Annotated in this window: 15 protein-coding genes; 4 read left to right on the forward strand and 11 right to left on the reverse strand. The window is 62.3% G+C overall.

Features of this window, described 5'->3' with window-relative positions; all coding sequences use genetic code 11:
* Positions 1 to 480 precede the first annotated feature (480 nt).
* The gene (locus FJW08_RS02720) at positions 481 to 2,157 is read right to left on the reverse strand and encodes an NAD+ synthase (RefSeq protein WP_140808640.1); all 1,677 of its coding nucleotides are present in this window, start codon (positions 2,155 to 2,157) and stop codon (positions 481 to 483) included.
* Positions 2,158 to 2,221: 64 nt separating this feature from the next.
* Positions 2,222 to 2,938 carry a DNA-3-methyladenine glycosylase I gene (locus FJW08_RS02725; protein ID WP_140808642.1) on the reverse strand — a complete coding sequence of 239 codons (717 nt, stop codon included), beginning with the start codon at positions 2,936 to 2,938 and terminating at the stop codon, positions 2,222 to 2,224.
* An 88-nt stretch (positions 2,939 to 3,026) separates the two neighbouring features.
* Between FJW08_RS02725 and FJW08_RS02730 the strand changes: the two genes are divergently transcribed.
* Complete coding sequence (locus FJW08_RS02730; protein ID WP_140808644.1) at positions 3,027 to 3,587, forward strand: DUF1003 domain-containing protein; 561 nt, start codon at positions 3,027 to 3,029, stop codon at positions 3,585 to 3,587.
* Positions 3,584 to 4,171 (forward strand): DedA family protein, encoded by a 588-nt coding sequence (locus FJW08_RS02735; protein ID WP_140808646.1) that lies wholly within the window; start codon positions 3,584 to 3,586, stop codon positions 4,169 to 4,171. The genes FJW08_RS02730 and FJW08_RS02735 overlap by 4 nt, the downstream gene beginning before the upstream one ends.
* Before the next feature lie 25 nt (positions 4,172 to 4,196).
* On the opposite strand, the gene FJW08_RS02740 is transcribed toward FJW08_RS02735, so the two are convergent.
* A complete protein-coding gene (locus FJW08_RS02740) occupies positions 4,197 to 4,556 on the reverse strand; it encodes a diacylglycerol kinase (RefSeq protein WP_140808648.1) in 360 nt (119 codons plus the stop codon).
* Between the two features lie 78 nt (positions 4,557 to 4,634).
* The gene (locus FJW08_RS02745) at positions 4,635 to 5,057 is read right to left on the reverse strand and encodes a GFA family protein (RefSeq protein WP_140808650.1); all 423 of its coding nucleotides are present in this window, start codon (positions 5,055 to 5,057) and stop codon (positions 4,635 to 4,637) included.
* 412 nt (positions 5,058 to 5,469) lie between these two features.
* Between FJW08_RS02745 and FJW08_RS02750 the strand changes: the two genes are divergently transcribed.
* Complete coding sequence (locus FJW08_RS02750; protein WP_140808652.1) at positions 5,470 to 6,540, forward strand: diguanylate cyclase; 1,071 nt, start codon at positions 5,470 to 5,472, stop codon at positions 6,538 to 6,540.
* Between the two features lie 117 nt (positions 6,541 to 6,657).
* Here the strand turns inward: FJW08_RS02750 and FJW08_RS02755 are convergent, their stop codons facing one another.
* The 3 genes from FJW08_RS02755 to FJW08_RS02765 all read right to left on the reverse strand — a co-directional run bounded on the left by FJW08_RS02755 (position 6,658) and on the right by FJW08_RS02765 (position 12,046).
* Positions 6,658 to 8,031 (reverse strand): 3-deoxy-7-phosphoheptulonate synthase class II, encoded by a 1,374-nt coding sequence (locus FJW08_RS02755; protein ID WP_140808654.1) that lies wholly within the window; start codon positions 8,029 to 8,031, stop codon positions 6,658 to 6,660.
* 158 nt (positions 8,032 to 8,189) lie between these two features.
* A complete protein-coding gene (gene mfd, locus FJW08_RS02760) occupies positions 8,190 to 11,687 on the reverse strand; it encodes a transcription-repair coupling factor (protein WP_140808656.1) in 3,498 nt (1,165 codons plus the stop codon).
* Positions 11,688 to 11,758: 71 nt separating this feature from the next.
* Complete coding sequence (locus FJW08_RS02765; RefSeq protein ID WP_140757584.1) at positions 11,759 to 12,046, reverse strand: succinate dehydrogenase assembly factor 2; 288 nt, start codon at positions 12,044 to 12,046, stop codon at positions 11,759 to 11,761.
* Positions 12,047 to 12,138: 92 nt separating this feature from the next.
* Between FJW08_RS02765 and recG the strand changes: the two genes are divergently transcribed.
* Positions 12,139 to 14,247: an ATP-dependent DNA helicase RecG gene (recG, locus tag FJW08_RS02770; protein ID WP_140808658.1), complete on the forward strand. Its 2,109-nt coding sequence runs from the start codon at positions 12,139 to 12,141 to the stop codon at positions 14,245 to 14,247.
* Here recG and FJW08_RS02775 read toward each other — a convergent pair.
* From FJW08_RS02775 to glmU, 4 genes are all read right to left on the reverse strand, one after another.
* On the reverse strand, positions 14,199 to 14,951 hold the full coding sequence (locus FJW08_RS02775) for a DUF502 domain-containing protein (protein ID WP_140808660.1): 753 nt from the start codon (positions 14,949 to 14,951) through the stop codon (positions 14,199 to 14,201). The genes recG and FJW08_RS02775 overlap by 49 nt on opposite strands.
* Before the next feature lie 89 nt (positions 14,952 to 15,040).
* Positions 15,041 to 15,343, reverse strand: a complete 303-nt coding sequence (locus FJW08_RS02780) for a HigA family addiction module antitoxin (protein WP_140757587.1) — start codon at positions 15,341 to 15,343, stop codon at positions 15,041 to 15,043.
* 32 nt (positions 15,344 to 15,375) lie between these two features.
* The gene (gene glmS, locus FJW08_RS02785) at positions 15,376 to 17,199 is read right to left on the reverse strand and encodes a glutamine--fructose-6-phosphate transaminase (isomerizing) (RefSeq protein ID WP_140757588.1); all 1,824 of its coding nucleotides are present in this window, start codon (positions 17,197 to 17,199) and stop codon (positions 15,376 to 15,378) included.
* Between the two features lie 201 nt (positions 17,200 to 17,400).
* A complete protein-coding gene (gene glmU, locus FJW08_RS02790) occupies positions 17,401 to 18,777 on the reverse strand; it encodes a bifunctional UDP-N-acetylglucosamine diphosphorylase/glucosamine-1-phosphate N-acetyltransferase GlmU (protein WP_140808663.1) in 1,377 nt (458 codons plus the stop codon).
* Positions 18,778 to 18,893: the final 116 nt, after the last annotated feature.

Here is an 18,893-nt window from a genome sequence, read left to right on the forward strand (position 1 = left end):
GAGCCCGATCCCAATAAGGTCGAAAGTTGAAAACCGCGCTGGGGCCAGTTGCCCGTGAATGCGGAGGTTCGGCTATGGTTGGTCGCCTGCCCATGGGCGGCGATCGGCAGCGGAAAATGCCTTTTCTGCGTCCGGTGTGGTTCCGATACTTCGGAACACCGGCGCAGACCTAGGCCTCACAGCCTCGCATAACGATGTCAAATCCTGGCATTCGGTCCTCCCTGAAGGGAATCGCGGAAAGGCCCTTATAGGGATGCTTCGATCGCTCGCCAAGGCAAGCCACGGTCAAAAGCACGTCTGGCCCAGCCGATGAGGCGATTTTGCAACAGTCGAGGCTTGTGCCTATCGTCGTTGCAGGGTGTTCACCCCGGCAGGCCATCAACAGGTCGGAGGTCGTTCGGAAATCGACCCGCAGCAGTCGGCGTGGTTGCACACTCGCCCGCGGCATCGCGCACTCCCGCTCAGCAAGCGAAAGGACGCCTATCCACGATCCCTGAAACGGTTGGTGATGGGATAGCGGCGGTCGCGGCCAAAATTCTTCCTGGTGATCTTCACACCCGGCGCCGCCTGCCGGCGCTTGTATTCGGCGATGTAGAGCAAGTGCTCGATGCGCGTCACCGTCGCCCGGTCATGGCCGCGTGCGACGATGTCGTCGACGCCCATCTCGTTCTCGACCAGACATTCCAGAATATCGTCCAGCACCGGATAGGGCGGCAGCGAATCCTGATCGGTCTGGTTCTCGCGCAGTTCGGCCGACGGCGCCTTGTCGATGATGTTCTTCGGGATCACCTCGCCCGAAGGCCCGAGCGCGCCCGGCGGCACATGGCTGTTGCGCCAGCGCGACAGCGCATAGACCTGCATCTTGTAAAGGTCCTTGATCGGATTGAAGCCGCCATTCATGTCGCCGTAGAGCGTGGCGTAGCCGACCGACATCTCGCTCTTGTTGCCCGTGGTGACCACCATCGAGCCGAACTTGTTGGAGATCGCCATCAGGATGGTGCCGCGCGCGCGGCTCTGCAAATTCTCCTCGGTGATGCCTTCCTTGGTGCCTTCGAACAACTGCGTCAGCGTATGCAGAAATCCTTCAACCGGCTCGAAGATCGGCACGATGTCATAGCGGCAGCCGAGCGCACGGGCGCAGTCCTCGGCATCCCTCAGCGAATCCTTCGAGGTGTAGCGATAAGGCATCATGACAGCACGCAGCCGCTCCTCGCCGAGCGCGTCGACCGCAAGGGCGGCACAGATCGCCGAATCGATGCCACCAGAGAGGCCAAGCACCACATTCTTGAAGCCGTTCTTGTTGACGTAGTCGCGCAGGCCGAGCATGCAGGCGCGATAGTCGGCCTCCTCCTTGTCCGGGATTTTCGACATCGGGCCTTGCGAACAGATCCAGCCGTTATCAGTACGTTTCCAGGTGGTGACGTCGACCGCGTCCTCGAACTGGCTCATCTGGAAGGCGAGCGTCTTGTCGGCACCGATGGCGAAGGAGGCGCCGTCGAAGATCAGCTCGTCCTGGCCGCCGAGCTGGTTGGCATAGATCATCGGCAATCCGCATTCGATGACTTGCTTGATGACGACCTGGTGGCGAACGTCGATCTTGGCGCGATAATAGGGTGAGCCATTCGGGACCAGCAGGATCTCCGCGCCGCTTTCGGCCAGCGTCTCGCAAATGCCGGCCTCGCCCCAGATGTCTTCGCAGATCGGTATGCCGATGCGCACGCCCCGGAAATTGACCGGCCCCTGGACCTCGGGCCCGGCCTGGAAGACGCGCTTCTCGTCGAACTCGCCGTAATTCGGCAGGTCGAGCTTGTAGCGTTCGGCGATGATCTTGCCGCCATCGGCGAAGATGATGGAATTATGTGTGCCGCTCTTTCGCTTCAGCGGTGTGCCGATGATAACGCCCGGACCGCCATCGGCGGTATCCCTGGCAAAATCGTCGGCCGCCCGCTCGCATGCCCTGAGAAAGGCCGGCTTCAGCACCAGATCCTCCGGCGGATAGCCTGCGAGGAAAAGCTCGGTATAGAGCACGAGATCGGCGCCCTGGCGGGCAGCATCCGCCCTCGCCTCGCGCGCTTTGGCGAGGTTGCCGGCGACGTCACCGACCGTCGGGTTGAGCTGGGCAATGGCGATACGCAGTATGTCGAGCTTCTTGGTCATGCCTGCTGACTTAGCGCGGCAAAATCCGCCCCGCAATGGCGTTCGCTTGGACCAATTCAGAGCGTCAATCGTCGCCCATATAGTCGCGCAACGATTGCGGTGAATGGTTCTCTCCGATCGACATCGCCAGGATGCGCGAGAGATGCCTGCGCGGCAGGCCTGTCTCATCGGCCCATCGGTTCATCTGGACCTGGATCTTGTCGAGATCCTTCTTCGATGTCGGATTTTCGGCGATGTCGAGGCCCGCGTCGCGAAGGGCGGCCACCATGTCGGCCGAAATGACGAAAGCATCCCAGCCCAGCCAGCGCAGCAAATACTGGCCGGTGTTGCCGCCGAGCCGGCTGCCATGCTTGCCGAGGTAGGCCATCAGCCCGACCTGATCATTGGCGGGCCATTCGGCGAGAAAATTGCCGAAGCCGCCATGTTCCCTGGACACGCGTTCGACGAAAGCGGCGTTGTCGCGAACGGATTTTATCTTTTGCGGATTGCGCACGATGCGTTGATCCGACGCCAGGTCGTGCCAGAAATCGTCGGGCTGGAACAACAGCCGCTTGGGCTCGAAGCGCAGGAACGCCTCTTCGAATCCCGGCCATTTCTGCTCGACGACCCGCCAGACGAAGCCGGCCGCGAAGACGCGCTCGGCCATCGTCGAGAGGATACGGTCATCGGTGATGTCGGCCACCGCCGCATTGTCGGGCATCGGCCCCAACAGGGAGGTCAGTTCCGCCTCACCGCCCTTGCGATTTGCCGCGCGAGCGCGAATTTTCTTGAAGTCGGCCATCGGTCCCCCTCGGTTCGCCTCAATCTAGCACTTCCCGCCCGGGCCGGCAGCCTCTACCTCTAGCGCAGCAAAGCGCTTGGAGACGGCCATGAACAAGACGATCGACGATCTGGCGAACCGCTGGCTGAGGCGAAAGCCGGATGGGCTGAGCCAGCTCGAAAGCCGGGTGCTGCAAAGCACCATCGAGCGTACCACCATCACCAGGGACACCAACAAGGCCGTCGCCTTCCACCAGACCTTTGGTGACCGCCTTGCCGATACGATCGCCCGCATCGGCGGCTCCTGGTCCTTCATCCTGACCTTTGTCGCCTTCCTGATCGTGTGGACATCAGGCAATGTCTGGCTGTTGTCGCGCGATGCGTTCGACCCCTACCCCTTCATCTTCCTCAACCTGGTGCTCTCGATGGTCGCCGCCTTGCAGGCGCCGGTGATCATGATGGCGCAGAACCGGCAGACCGAGCGCGACCGCATCGATGCCGCCCACGACTACGAGGTCAATCTGAAGGCGGAGATCGAGATCATGGCGCTGCATGAGAAAATGGATGAGCTGCGCCACAGCCAGATCATCGGCATGCGCGACGAGATCGTGCGGCTGGCGGAAGTGGTCAAGCGGATCGATGAAAGACTGTCGCAACAGTCGGCGTCATGACCGAGACGATCCACCATTTCATCGAACAATATGGGTTGCTGGCGGTCTTTCTCGGTTGCGTGGCCGAAGGCGAAAGTGCCGCGATCCTGGGCGGCTTCTTCGCTCACCAGCATGTTTTCGTGTTGTGGCATGCCTTTGTCGCGGCGGCGCTGGGCGCCTTCGCCGGCGACACCTTCTTCTTCATCCTCGGCAGGAGTTTCGCCGACAATCGCCATGTCGTCAGGCTGCGCCGGCGGCCCGGCTTTCGTCGCGCCTACCGCCTGCTCAACACCCATCCCAACATCTTCGTGCTGTCGAACCGCTATGTCTACGGCATGCGCCTGGTCGGCGGCGTCGCGGCCGGTCTTTCGACTATAGCGGCGCCGCGCTTCGTTATCCTCAACGCCATTTCATCGGTGATCTGGGCGGTGCTGTTCAGCACGATCGGCTATGTCTTCGGATTGGGAGCCGAACAGTTGATTGGCCAGACGCTGCTGCGCCACGAGCGGCTGTTCGTCGGGCTTGGCATCGGCCTTGCCGTGGCCGTGCTTGCCTGGCTTGTCGCCCGCCACATCGCCAAGCGGGAGCGCGACCGGGAGCAGTGAACCGCTTCTCTCCTCGCGAGGAAAATCAGATGGAAGCGCCGGTGATCCGCTCGATGAGAGCGATACTCCAGACGCCGGCAACGATCACGACCGAAATCAGCACCGCCAGCGAGCCGCAGTCCTTGGCCAGCTGGATATCGACATTGAATTCGCGGCTGAACGCATCGCAGGCCGCCTCGATGCCGGTGTTCAGCACCTCCACCATGATCAGCATCAGCACCGCACCGATGAGCAAGGCGTAACCGCGCCAGGAGACCGAGACGAACCAGCCAGCAGGCAAGGCCAGCACCAGCAGCATCAGTTCCTGCTGGAAAGCCTTCTCGCTGACCGCAAGCTTGCGAAATGCCCGCACCGAATTGATAAAAGCATCGATCAGCCGCTGCATGCCAAGGCCCCTCTCGGAATCACCGGCCCGGGATAAAGCAATGCCCCGATCAATGGAATAAGGCTGATCGCCCAAATTTCATTTGCCCGACAGTACCTTGATCGACGGTGTCGACATTTCAAACTGGGGTAGCCCGTCGTCGATCGAATAGTAGTCGCCTTTGTCGCCGACGAAGATATGGCATTCGCCCTTGAGCTCCGTCGGCGTGTCGAACGATCCCGCCAGGACCGAGATATAAGCGTCGTCCCGCGGCTTCCAGAACAGCAGCGAGCCGCATGTCTTGCAAAAGCCGCGCTTGGCAAAGGAAGAAGCCTCGTACCAGGTGATGCTTTCCGTGCCGTCGATCATGATGTCGGGGTCGGCGACATTGGTCGCGGCATAGAAATGCCCGCTCTGTTTGCGACATTGCGAACAATGGCAGTAGACAACCCCACGCAGCGCGCCACTCGTGCGGAAGCGGACCGCTCCGCACAGACATGATCCCTGGTGGTTGTCGCTCATTTCGGCACTCCTCGAAGAAAACTCGTCCAGCATCATTGTCAGGATTCCAGCTTCGCGGTGGTTACGCGCAAGCAAATACGACATCGATTGGCGTGACAAATTCGAAATTCAGTTTCATTTGCGGCAGGCACACCGCGGAATTTCGAATTCAAGACCGCCAAACTGAGTGCTGTCGCGCGATGGCAATGCAAAACTTTACGCGCGTACAGCCACAGGTAGAGAAAACCTGTGGAAGTCGTGCGAATTAAGGAAACTTTAGCGATGACGCAACTATGATCTCACAAGCGAAGGGTGCGGATGGGGCCGCGCCTCTTCGCAAGTTGTTCTGGAGCATTGGGTAGCGCTCCCCAGGTCGGCGATCAATGGACCCGCGAATTCTGCGTCGGGATCCGAGGGGAAGAGTGAATCAGACATGCAGCCGGCAGCAGCCCCGACCGAACGAAGCACCGATATCGCAACCACCGTTGTCGCGACCATGCGCCAGCTTGGCGTACTCGGTGTGCCACGCAACTACGAGATTTTCTATGAGGCCTTGAGCGGCACCAACCGCGAGCTCAGCCTCGCCGTCGTATCGCTGAACAGCCGGCCGACGCAGGACGAGTTGGACCAGATCGGGCGCACCTTCTTTGCCCATAACCATGGCCCCGGCATCGTCGAGCATGCCAGGGACATCATCGCCCGAGAACTCGAGGAGGTCGCGTCGCTCCTGCGCAACGAGCGCAGCCACATCGAAAAATACGGCAGAATCCTCGATGAAACATCAAGCGGCCTGAGCAACCGCAGCCTTCTCTCCCAGGATCTTCTGCAAAAGATCGCCAACGCAATGACGATCGCGACCAATTCGACGATCGATCACGGCCGGCAGATCGCCTCGACGCTCGGCGACAAGACGGCGGAGCTCGAGAGCGTCAAGTCGAAGCTCGAGGAATACAAGCGGCTGGCCGACACGGATCCTTTGACCCATATCTGGAACCGCCGCGCCTTCGACAAGGAAATCACCAGGATCTACAACAGCACCAAGGGTATCCTGTTCAATGCCCTGGTTCTTGTCGACATCGATCGGTTCAAGGACATCAACGACCGCTACGGCCATCCTGTCGGCGACAAGATCATCCAGATCATCGCCGAGATTTTCCAGACCAGCATTCGCGGCGACATGTTCGTCGCCCGCACCGGCGGCGAGGAGTTCGCGCTGATCATCGAGGGCGCCAGCGAGGACGCAACCTACGAGATCGCGGAACGCATTCGTGCCCTGATCGAGCAGACGCCGTTCACCAGCAGCCAGACCGGGATGAACTACGGCACGGTGACGGTGTCGATGGGCATCTGCATGGCGTCCGAGGCCGAAGGCCCCGAAGACCTCTACACCAAGGCGGATCGCGCGCTCTATCGCTCGAAAGTCGGTGGCCGCAACCGCATTACCAGGCATTCGGCCATGGCAGGGCGCACCGGCAAGAGCTGGCTGCTCTACAAGCAAGACTGAAGCCTTTGCTTTTTTCCGGTCGCGCCAGCGCAGTCGGAGGAACAAACAAAAAGCTGAAAATGGAAAAGGCGCCGGGTTTCCCAGTCGCCTTTCCTTTATCGATCCAATTGGCTAGGCTCAGCCGTTCGCGACTTGCCTGTGCTGCATCGGGTGGCTCTTCTTCAACAGGTCCGAGACCAGGAAGGCCAGTTCGATCGCCTGGTCGGCGTTGAGGCGCGGATCGCAATGGGTGTGATAGCGGTCCTGCAACTCCTCGGCGGTGATGGCACGCGCGCCACCGGTGCATTCGGTGACGTTCTTGCCGGTCATCTCGACATGGATGCCGCCCGGATGGGTGCCTTCGGCGCGGTGCACCTCGAAAAAGGTCTGCACCTCCTTCAGGATGCGGTCGAAGGGCCGTGTCTTGTAGCCGGCCGCTTCGATCGTGTTGCCATGCATCGGATCCGACGACCAGGCCACGCTGCGGCCCTCCTTCTGCACCGCGCGCACCAGCTTCGGCAGATGGTCGGCAACCTTGTCCGAACCAAAGCGGGCGATCAGTGTCAGCCGCCCCGGCTCGTTCTCGGGGTTCAGCAGGTCGATCAGTTCCAGCAGGCCGTCCGGCGTCAGCGACGGACCGCATTTCAGGCCGAGCGGGTTTTTGATGCCGCGGCAATATTCGACATGCGCGTGGTCGGGCTGGCGCGTGCGGTCGCCGATCCAGATCATGTGGCCCGACGTGGCGTACCAGTCGCCGGAGGTCGAATCGACACGGGTCAGCGCCTCCTCGTAGCCGAGCAGTAGCGCCTCGTGGCTGGTGTAGAAGTCGGTTTCGCGCAGCGCGAAATTGGTTTCGGACGTAATGCCGACCGCGCGCATGAAATCCATCGTCTCGGTGATGCGGTTGGCGAGCGACTCGTATTTTTCGCCCTGCGGGCTATCGGAGACGAAACCGAGCATCCAGCTATGCACATTCTCCAGGTTGGCATAGCCGCCTTGCGCGAAGGCGCGCAAAAGGTTGAGCGTCGCCGCCGACTGGCGGTAGGCCATTTCCTGGCGCGCCGGATCGGGAATACGCGACTTGGCGTCGAACTCGATGCCGTTGATGATGTCGCCGCGGTAGCTCGGCAGCGTCACGCCGCCCTTGGTCTCGTTGTCGGACGAGCGCGGCTTGGCGAATTGGCCGGCGACGCGGCCCACCTTCACCACCGGCTGCGCACCGGCAAAGGTCAGCACGACCGACATCTGCAGGAAGACGCGGAAGAAGTCGCGGATGTTGTCCGCGCCATGTTCGGCAAAACTCTCGGCGCAGTCGCCGCCCTGGAGCAGGAAGGCGTCACCGGCAGCGACAGCCGCGAGCTGCTTCTTCAGCTTGCGCGCCTCGCCGGCGAAGACCAGCGGCGGAAAGGTGGCGAGTTGGGCTTCCGTGTTCTTCAGCGCGGCAAGATCCGGATAAGCGGGAACCTGCTTGATCGGCTTTGCTCTCCACGAATTCGGCGACCATTTCGTCATCGCTGCACCCAACGCTCTTTCCGGCGAACACCCTTGCCCGCCATTTCAGCCCCTAAATGGGGTGGCGGCTCCATACACGAAGCCGATTTCCTATTCTAGACCGGAATTTCGGTGCTGGCGAATGGCCTGGCGCCTCCAGCATGGCCCGGAAGGCGAGATTAGGCCGCCTTCTCCACCAACTTCGCCAGTTGCGTCATGACGATAGCCGAGCCCGCCAGGCGCTTCTCCGCCGTCGGCCAGTCGCGGATGAAGACCACGCTATGGTCGGCCCGGATCTTGGCCAGCGAACCCTGTTCGCCAATATACTTGACCAGTCCGACCGGGTTCGAAAACTCGCGCTTGCGGAAATGGATGACGACGCCCTTCGGCCCGGCGTCGAGCTTCTCGACATTGGCCTTGCGGCAGAGCGCTTTGATGAAGACGATCTTGAGGAGATGCTTCACCTCGTCCGGCAGCGGTCCGAAACGGTCGATTAGCTCGGCGCCGAAGGCGTCGATCTCCTCGGTGGTTTCGAGATCGCCGAGACGGCGATAAAGTGCCAGCCTGAGCTGCAGGTCCGGCACGTAGCCTTCCGGGATCATCACGGCGGTGCCGACAGCGATCTGCGGCGACCAGCCGCCATCCTGAACCTCGCCGGTGTCCTTCACCTCGGCCACCGCTTCCTCCAGCATCTGCTGGTAGAGCTCGAAGCCGACCTCCTTGATATGCCCGGACTGTTCTTCTCCGAGAAGATTGCCGGCGCCCCTGATGTCGAGGTCATGGCTGGCGAGTTGGAAGCCGGCACCGAGCGTGTCGAGCGATTGCAGCACCTTCAGCCGGCGCTCGGCCGTGTCGGTCAGCTTGCGGTTGGCCGGCAGGGTGAACAGCGCATAGGCGCGCACCTTCGAGCGCCCGACGCGGCCGCGCAACTGGTAGAGTTGCGACAGGCCGAACATGTCGGCGCGGTGGATGATCAGCGTGTTGGCGGTCGGGATGTCGAGACCGGATTCGACGATGGTGGTCGACAGAAGCACATCGTACTGGCCGTCGTAGAAGGCGTTCATGATGTCGTCGAGTTCGCCCGGAGGCATCTGGCCGTGGGCCACCGCGACTTTCAGTTCAGGCACGGATTCCTTCAGGAAATCATGGATTTCCGAGAGATCGCTGATACGCGGAACCACATAGAAGGAATGGCCGCCGCGGTAGCGCTCGCGCAGCAGCGTCTCGCGAATGACCAACGGATCGAACGGTGAGATGAAGGTCCGCACCGCCATGCGGTCAACCGGCGGCGTGGCGATCAGCGACAGTTCGCGCACGCCGGTCAGGGCCAGTTGCAGCGTGCGCGGAATTGGCGTCGCCGACAGCGTCAGCACGTGGACGTCGGTCTTCAGGTCCTTCAGCCGCTCCTTGTGCTTGACGCCGAAATGCTGCTCCTCGTCGATGATCAGGAGGCCGAGATTCTTGAACGAGATCGCGGCGCCGAGCAGCGCATGGGTACCGACGACGATGTCGACCTGGCCTTCGGCAATGCCCTTCTTGGTCTCGGCCAGGTCCTTGGCACCGACCAGCCGCGAGGCCTGGGCGACACGGATGGGAAGCCCTGAGAAACGCTGCGAGAATGTCTTGAAATGCTGGCGCGACAACAGTGTCGTGGGCACCACCACCGCGACCTGAAACCCTTCCATCGCCGCGATGAAGGCGGCGCGCAGCGCCACTTCGGTCTTGCCGAAGCCGACGTCGCCACAGATCAGCCGGTCCATCGGCTTGCCCGCGCCAAGGTCGTCGCGCACCGAGTCGATCGCCGTCTGCTGGTCGTCGGTTTCCTCGTAAGGGAAGCGGGCGGCAAACTCGTCATAGAGGCCTTCGGCTGGCACCAGCGGCGGTGCGGCGCGCATCTGCCGCTCGGCGGCGATGCGGATCAGCTGTCCGGCCATGTCGAGCAGGCGCCGTTTCAGCTTGGCTTTGCGCGACTGCCAGGCGCCGCCGCCGAGCTTGTCCAGCGTTGCCTCGGCTGTGTCGGAGCCATAGCGCGACAGCAGCTCGATGTTTTCCACCGGCAGGAACAGCCGGTCGTCGCCGGCATAGTGGATTTCCAGGCAGTCATGCGGCGCGCCGACCGCTTCGATGGTGCGCAGGCCGATAAAACGGCCAATGCCATGGTCGGTATGGACGACAATGTCACCGGCCGACAGCGCCGAGGCCTCCGCAATGAAATCGGAAGCACGCTTCTTGCGCTTCGAGCGGCGGATCAGCCGGTCGCCCAGAATGTCCTGTTCGGCGACAACGACCAGCTTTTCGGTCTCAAAGCCGGATTCCAGTGGCAAAACCGCCAATGCCGCCTGTCCGGGCTCGAGCTGTTCCGCCTGCGCCAGCGTCTCGACCTGTTTGAGATTGCCGAGATGGTGCTCGGCCAGGATCTGGCCAAGCCGGTCGAGCGAGCCTTCGGTCCAGCCGGCAATGACGACCCGGCGGCGCGCCGCGCGCTCGTCGGCTATGTGCCGGACGACGACATCGAAGACATTGACGTTCGGATCGGCTCGCTCCTCGACGAAGCTGCGACCATGGCGCGAGCCGGCGTGGAAGACTTTCTTACCCCCAACGTCGGGCGCATCGAACACGGTAAAGTCGATGTCCTCGCGCTCGCCAAGCGAAGCCTTGAGATTTTCCGGCGAGAGATAGAGCAGGTCCGGCGCAACAGGCTTGTAGGGCACCGCATCCCTAAGCGCCCCTTCAGCCTGCTTTTTGCGCGCCTCGTAGTGGTCGAGGATCAGCGTATGGCGTTCGGCAAGCGCCTCATGCGCCAGATGGTCGAAAACCACAGGTGCGTCGGGCAGGTAGTCGAAAACCGTCTCCAGCCGCTCATAGAAGAACGGCAGCCAATGCTCCATGCCGGCGAAGCGCCGCCCTTCGCTGACCGCCGCGTAGAGCCCGTCGTCACGCGATGGCGCACCAAAGGCTTCGATATAGGCGCGGCGGAAGCGGCTGATGGTTTCGGGCGTCAGCGCCACTTCGCTCATCGCCTGCAGCGCCATCGACTTGCGCTGGCCGGTGGTGCGCTGCGTGGCGGCGTCGAAGACGCGGATCGATTCCAGCGTGTCGCCGAAGAAATCGAGCCTCAGCGCCTCGGTCCAGCCGGGTGCGAAGAGGTCGAGAATGCCGCCGCGCACCGCGAATTCGCCGATGCCGCGCACGGTCGGCACCCGCTCGAATCCCGACGTCTCCAGCCGCGCGATCAGCGCATTCATGTCAATCTGGTTGCCGGGTCTGGCGTGGAAGGTCTGCGCCTCGACAAGCTCAGCGGGCGGGATGCGCTGCAGCAGCGCATTGGCGGTGGTGAGAATGACGGCACGGTGCGGTTTCTTCGCCAGCGCGATCATGGCGGTCAGCGCATCGAGGCGCTTGGCGGCGGCATCGGAACCGGGCGACACACGGTCGTATGGCAGGCAGTCCCATGCAGGCAGCTCCAGCACAGGCAGGCCGGGCGCGACGAAGGACAGCGCCTCGACGATGGAAGGCAGGCGCTGACCGTCGCGGGCCACGAACAACACCGGCTTGTCGGGTGCGATCTCGAGCGCCGTCTGTACCAGCGCGAAGGCCTCGTAGCCGTCGGCGACACCGTCGACGATGAACTGGCCGGCGCGGCCCTTCGGCAAGCCAATGGTGGGAATGAGAGCCATCAAATCACGGTCTTGTTTATCGCAATTCCGGACGGAAAACCGCTTCGCACTTTTCCTGGAATTGCTTTTGTTCAGAATGTCATGGTCCGGCGGGACGCCAGGATTTTTTGCAGGACGGCACAATCGATCTCCGCCGGCACCGGGCGTTCGCCCGTGACCAGCGGCAGGAAATCTGTGTCGACAATATCGAGGAGCCTCTCATATTGGTCGATTTCCTCGGCGGTCAAGGTGCCGATCTCGGCATCGGCGAAGGTGCCTAGGATGAGGTCCATCTCGCGCATGCCGCGATGCCAGGAACGGAACAACAGCTTGCGGCGGTGGGCGTCCAGCCCCTCGCTTGATCGTTTCGTTCCGGTCATTGTGCCGCATCCTCGCTTCAAGCGGCGCATATAGCGTGGATAGTGGGCGGTGTCAGCCTTGCGCTGCGGCCGTCGCGACATAAGCTGACATCATGCGTCCTTCCATCCTCGATCCCCTGTTTGTCCCGATCACCTCGCTTACCGGCGTCGGGCCGAAAGTTGGCGTGCTTATCGAGAAGGTCGTCGCGGCCGATCTCGGCGATCGCGGCGGGCGCGCCGGCGATCTCTTGTTCGTGCTGCCGCATACCGTCATCGACCGCCGCAGCCGGCCTGGCATCGCGCTTGCCGCGGAAGGCGCCATCGTGACGCTCGAGCTACGCATAGACCGCCACCAGCCGCCGCCGCGCGGCAACAGGTCGGTGCCCTACCGCGTATACGCCCATGACGATACCGGCGAAATCGGCCTGACCTTCTTCCATGCCCATGCCGCCTATCTCGAAAAAGCAATGCCGGTGGGCGAGCATGTCGTGGTGTCGGGCCGCATGGAATGGTTCAACGGACGCCCGACCATGGTCCATCCCGACCATATCGCACTCGCCAGCGAAGCCGAGAACCTGCCGCTGGTCGAGCCGGTCTATCCGCTGACGGCGGGGCTCTCCGGCAAGGTTTTGCGGCGTGCGATCGGCCAGGCGCTCGGCCGCCTGCCGGAACTGCCGGAATGGCAGGATGGTGCCTTCATGCGCGGTCAGAGCTTTCCGTCCTTCGGCGACGCGCTGACCCGTATCCACTATCCCGCCGATCCGATCGATGTCGCGGTCGAAGGGCCTGCATGGCGCCGCCTCGCCTATGATGAACTGCTTGCCGGCCAGGTCTCGCTGGCGCTGGTGCGGGCGAAGGTGCGACGCCTGTCAGGCCGCCCTCTCGTCGGCCATGGCCGCATCGTCGAGAAACTGCGCACGGCCCTGCCTTATTCGCTCACTCCCTCGCAGGAATTGGCGCTCGCCGAAATCAACGCCGATCTCGCCGATCCAGAGCGCATGCTGCGGCTGCTGCAAGGCGATGTCGGCTCTGGCAAGACGGTCGTGGCTTTGCTGGCCATGGCACGCGCCGTCGAGGCCGGCGGCCAGGCGGCGCTGATGGCGCCGACCGAAATCCTGGCGCGCCAGCATCTGGCGACGATCACCCCGCTTGCCGCCCAGGTCGGGCTGCGCGTCTCTATCCTCACCGGCCGCGAAAAGGGCCGCGAGCGAGCCGAAACACTGGCTGGTCTTGCCAGCAGCGAGATCGATATCGTCGTCGGCACCCACGCGCTGTTTCAGGAAACCGTCAGCTTCCACGACCTGGTCCTGGCCGTCATCGATGAGCAGCATCGCTTCGGCGTCCATCAGCGGCTTGCCATCACCGCCAAGGGCGATGCGCCCGACATGCTGGTGATGACCGCGACTCCCATCCCGCGCACGCTGGTGCTGACCGCCTTCGGCGACATGGACGTGTCGAAGCTGACGGAAAAGCCGGCCGGCCGCCAGCCGATCCGCACCGTCACGCTACCGCTCGAACGGCTCGACGAACTGGTCGGCCGCATGCTCGATGCCGTCGCGGATGGCCAAAAGATCTACTGGATCTGTCCGTTGGTCGAGGAATCCGAAGAGATAAAACTGATGTCGGCCGAGGATCGTTTCGCCTCGCTGAAACCACTGTTCGGCGATCGCATCGGCCTTGTCCATGGCCGCATGAAGGGTGCCGAGAAGGACGAGGCGATGCGCGCCTTCAAGCAAGGCGAGACGCGCATCCTGATCGCCACCACCGTCATCGAGGTCGGCGTCGACGTGCCCGACGCCACCATCATGGTCATCGAGCATGCCGAACGCTTCGGCCTCGCCCAGTTGCACCAGCTGCGCGGCCGGGTTGGGCGCGGCGACATCAAGTCATCCTGCGTGCTGCTCTACAAGGACCCGCTCGGCGAAACCGCCAAACGCCGGCTGTCGGTGATGCGCGAGACCGAGGACGGCTTCCTGATCGCCGAGGAGGACCTGAAATTGCGCGGCGAAGGCGAATTGTTGGGTACCCGTCAGTCCGGCACGCCGGGGTTCCAGGTGGCGCGGATCGAGGCGCATGCCGACCTGCTGGAAGCCGCCCGAGACGACGCCAGGCTGATCCTGTCGCGCGACCCCGAACTGCAATCGGATCGCGGCGGGGCGCTGCGCCTCCTGCTCTACTTGTTCGGCCGCGACGAGGCCGTGCGGCTCCTGCGCGCCGGATGAGGCCCTAGCGGCGGATTTGCCAGGGCTCCGTTGATCGGCTCACCGTTCAGCGTCACCAATTTCGTCTTCACCTCGGGCGCCACCAACCCGGCCGACACGATCAACTTGGCGCCGTCCTCGATCGTCATGTCGAGCAGCACGATGTCCGACCTCAGGACATACATCAGGAAGCCAGTCGTCGGGTTCGGCGTGCACGGCATGAACACCGCAATCAGCGGATCGCCTTCCTGATCGAGTTTCTGGTTGATCTCTGTTTCCTTCTCACTGGCGACAAACACCAGCGACCATACGCCCTTGCGTGGATATTCGACCAACCCAACCTGGCGGAACATGTCGCCCTTGTTCGAAAGCACGGTCTCGAAAATCTGCTTCAGCGAGCCATAGATGCCGCGCACCAAGGGCATGCGGCCAAGCAGGCGCTCGCCAAAGCCGACGATGGCGCGGCCGACGATGTTGGCGGTCAGGAACCCGATCAGCGTGATCAGGATCAAGGCGACGATCAGCCCGAACCCCGGCACCGGGAACGGCAGGTAGGTGTCGGGGCTGTAGCGCAACGGAATATAGGGTTTGACCCAGGAATCGACCCAGCCGATGAAGGACCAGGCGATGTAAGCGGTGATCGCCAGCGGCGCGCAGACGACGAAGCCCGTGAGGAAATAGTTCCTCAGCCGGGTCATGCCGGAAGTCTTCGGAGCGTCTGACATGGTTCACCGGGCGCGGGTTGCAGCGCGACACTAGTGAACCGGAAGGCGCTTTGGAACTGCGAAGTTTTTAAAAGTTTTTAAAGGTTCTGTTATGCGGCTGCTTCCAGCGGCGCGATCTTCTCAAGTTCCGGCGCCAACTTCTTCGCCTCGGTCTCAAGCTCGTAAGCCTGCTGAAAATTCATCCAGAATTCAGGCGTGGTATTGAAAAACCTCGCGAGGCGAAGGGCCGTGTCGGGAGTCAGGCCGATCTCCTCCTTGACGATGCGTTCAATACGGGTGCGCGGAAGATTGAGCTTTTTCGCCAGCGCGCCTGCACTCATGCCGAGCGGGACGAGATATTCTTCACGCAGGAATTCTCCAGGATGAACTGGACGTGCGAATTTCGATGTCACTCGGCTCGACCTCTCAATTTGGGAGGCAAAACTTACTCCACCGTCACCGATTTCGCCAGATTGCGCGGCTGGTCGACGTCGGTGCCCATGAACACGGCGGCGAAATAGGCGAGCATCTGGATCGGCAGCGCGTAGATGATGGGCGAGATGATTTCCGGCACATCCGGAAGCACGATCGTCTCCATCGTCTTCACGCTCACCTGTGCCGCGCCCTTGGCGTCGGTGATCAGGATGATCTTGCCGCCGCGAGCCGCTACTTCCTGCATGTTGGACACGGTTTTCTCGAAGATGCGGTCGTGCGGCGCAATGACGATGACGGGCATGTTCTCGTCGATCAGCGCGATCGGCCCATGCTTCAACTCGCCCGCGGCATAGCCCTCGGCATGGATGTAGGAGATTTCCTTGAGTTTTAGCGCGCCTTCCATGGCCAGCGGGAAATTGGTGTCGCGGCCGAGGTAGAGCACATCGGAGTAGCGCGATATCTCACGCGCGACCCGCTCGATCTGCTCTTCGAGCTTCAGCACCTGGTTGGCATAGCGCGGCGCTTCGGAGAGCTCCCGCACCAGGGTTTTCTCCTGCTCTTTCGAGATCGTGCCGCGTGCCACGCCCGCCCGCACCGCGAGCGAGGCCAGTACTGAGAGCTGGCAAGTAAAAGCCTTGGTCGAGGCGACGCCGATCTCGGGGCCGGCCAGCGTCGGCAGCACGACGTCGGATTCGCGCGCCATGGTCGATTCGCGCACGTTGACGACGGCGCCGATCTTCATGCCGGCCTTGCGGCAATAGCGCAGCGAAGCCAGCGTATCGGCGGTCTCGCCCGACTGCGAGATGAAGAAGGCGGCATCGCTGGCCGACAGCGGCATCTCGCGGTAGCGGAATTCCGACGCGACATCGATATCGACCGGGAGCCGCGCATAGCGCTCGAACCAGTATTTGCCGATCAGGCCGGCGAGATAGGCAGTGCCGCAGGCCGAGATCGCCAGCCGGCCAATCCTTGCGAAATCGAACGGCAGATCGAGCGGTTTGGAGACGCCGGAGACGAAATCCACATAATGAGCCAGCGTGTGCGAAATCACCTCGGGCTGCTCATGGATCTCCTTCTCCATGAAATGGCGGCGATTGCCCTTGTCGACCATGAAGCTGGTCGACAGCGACTGCTGGCGCTTGCGGTCGACCGTTTTGCCGTCGATGTCGAAGATGGCGACGGCGTCGCGGCGAACCACCGCCCAGTCGCCGTCCTCGAGATAGGTGATCGAATTGGTGAACGGAGCGAGCGCGATCGCGTCCGAGCCCAGGAACATCTCGCCATCGCCATGGCCGACGGCCAGAGGCGGACCGTTGCGGGCGCCAACGATCAGGTCCTCGTCGCCCTTGAACATGATCGCCAGCGCAAAAGCGCCTTCCAGCCTCTTCAGCGCCTTGTGCGCCGCCTCGACCGGATTCAGCCCCTTGGCGAGTTCGCGCGCCACCAGATGCGCCACGACTTCTGTGTCGGTCTGCGACGAGAAAGAATAACCGTCGCGGATCAGTTCGTCGCGCAGTTCGGCGAAATTCTCGATGATGCCGTTATGGACGATGGCGACGCCGTCGGAAAAATGCGGGTGCGCATTGGCCTCATTGGGCACGCCGTGGGTCGCCCAGCGTGTATGGCCGATACCGATCGTGCCGTCGAGCGGCTCATCCTTGAGCCGGCGTTCGAGGTTGACCAGCTTACCCTCGGCACGGCGGCGGCCGAGCTCGCCCTTCTCGATGGTGGCGACGCCTGCCGAGTCATAACCGCGATATTCGAGCCGTTTCAGCGCATCGACGATGAGCGGCGCAACCTGCGAGCGGCCGACGATTCCAACAATACCGCACATGCAGACAGTCCCCGATTGCCCATGGAAAACCAGCGTTATTTTAGGGGTAGCCGGCCCGCCGCGAAAGTCACATTGCATTTCGTCCGGTGTAACGGACGCTTGCGCACGCATGCACTATGACAGACCGCTCTTGCAATCCGGTTACTGCAATCGTTCGGTTTTTCGATTGCTCCAACAAGAAAGCAGACCTGTCGACTATCGCTAATGGTCGGCGCCGGCAGCCTTCTTCTTTGCCGCCGCCGCGGAAGCAAGCCGTTCGCGCAGCTCCTTCCCCTTGCCGGGGATCGTTTTCTGGCGAGCCCGGCCGAAGGCCAGCGCTTCGTCGGGTACACTTTCGGTGATGACACTGCCCGAGGCGATATAGCCGCCATTGCCGATGGTGATTGGCGCCACGAGCGAGGAATTGGAGCCGATGAATGCGCCCTCGCCGATGTCGGTGAAGAATTTCGAATAGCCGTCGTAGTTGCAGGTGATGGTGCCGGCGCCGATATTGGCCCTGGCGCCAACGCGCGCGTCGCCAATATAGGTCAGGTGGTTGACCTTGGCGCCCTCCTCGATAACGGCCTGCTTGACCTCGCAGAAATTGCCGACCTTGGCCTTGGTCCTGAGGTCGGCACCTGGCCGCAGCCGCGCGAACGGCCCGACATCGCAATTGGACCCGATAGTGGCCCCTTCGATATGGCTGAAGGCGTGAATCTTGGCGCCATTGGCGATCTTCACACCTGGGCCGAACCAGACATTCGGCTCGACGATCGTGTCGGCGCCGATTTCGGTGTCGTACGAGAAATAAACCGTCTCGGGGGCAATCAGGGTCACGCCCGACAGCATCGCCGCATGGCGTCGGCGCTGTTGCCAGATGGCTTCGGCTTGCGCAAGTTCGGCGCGATTGTTGATGCCGAGCGCACTTTCGAAGCTGGCTTCGGTGGCAACGACATCGAGACCCTGTGCACTGGCGATCTCGACAATGTCGGTTAGATAATACTCGCCCTTGGCATTCTTGTTGCCGACGGCGTCGAGCAGTTTCAGCGCGTGCGCGCCGGCCACCGCCATCGTGCCGGCATTGCAGAAACCGATTTTCTTCTCCTCTTCGGAGCAGTCTTTTTCCTCACGGATGGCAATCAGCTTGCCGCCCTTTTCGATCAGCCGACCATAGCCGGTCGGATTGGGTGGGCGGAATCCGATCACCACGACGGCGGCACCTTCCGCCAATCTCAGCCGCGCCACCATCAGGGCATCCGCATCGATCAGTGGCGTGTCGCCAAACATCACGAGGACGTCGTCATAACCCTTTGATATCGCTGCGCGGGCAGCGATAACGGCATGCGCCGTACCCAAGCGCTTTTCCTGCACGAAGGTCTCCGCCTTCGGCGCAAACTTCGCCGCCGCCTTGCGCATCTCATCGGCGCCGTGCCCGATGACCAGCGCCTGGCCGCTCGCACCAGCGGCCTCGGCCGCCTTCACCACATGGGCGACCATCGGCAGCCCCGCGATCTGGTGCAGCACCTTCGGCAGCGCGCTCTTCATGCGCGTGCCTTCGCCGGCGGCGAGGATGACGGACAGGCAGGATCTCTGGCTCATGGAAAGGCAACCATATGAAATGCGTTGGGAATCACGACAGGATAGCAGTGGCCCCATGCTGCACCAATGCGGTTAAATTCCGGTGAGATCGGCGGGAGGAAGAGCAACTGGCTTTT

The organism is Mesorhizobium sp. B3-2-1, assembly GCF_006439515.1.
Classification (GTDB): Bacteria; Pseudomonadota; Alphaproteobacteria; order Rhizobiales; family Rhizobiaceae; genus Mesorhizobium.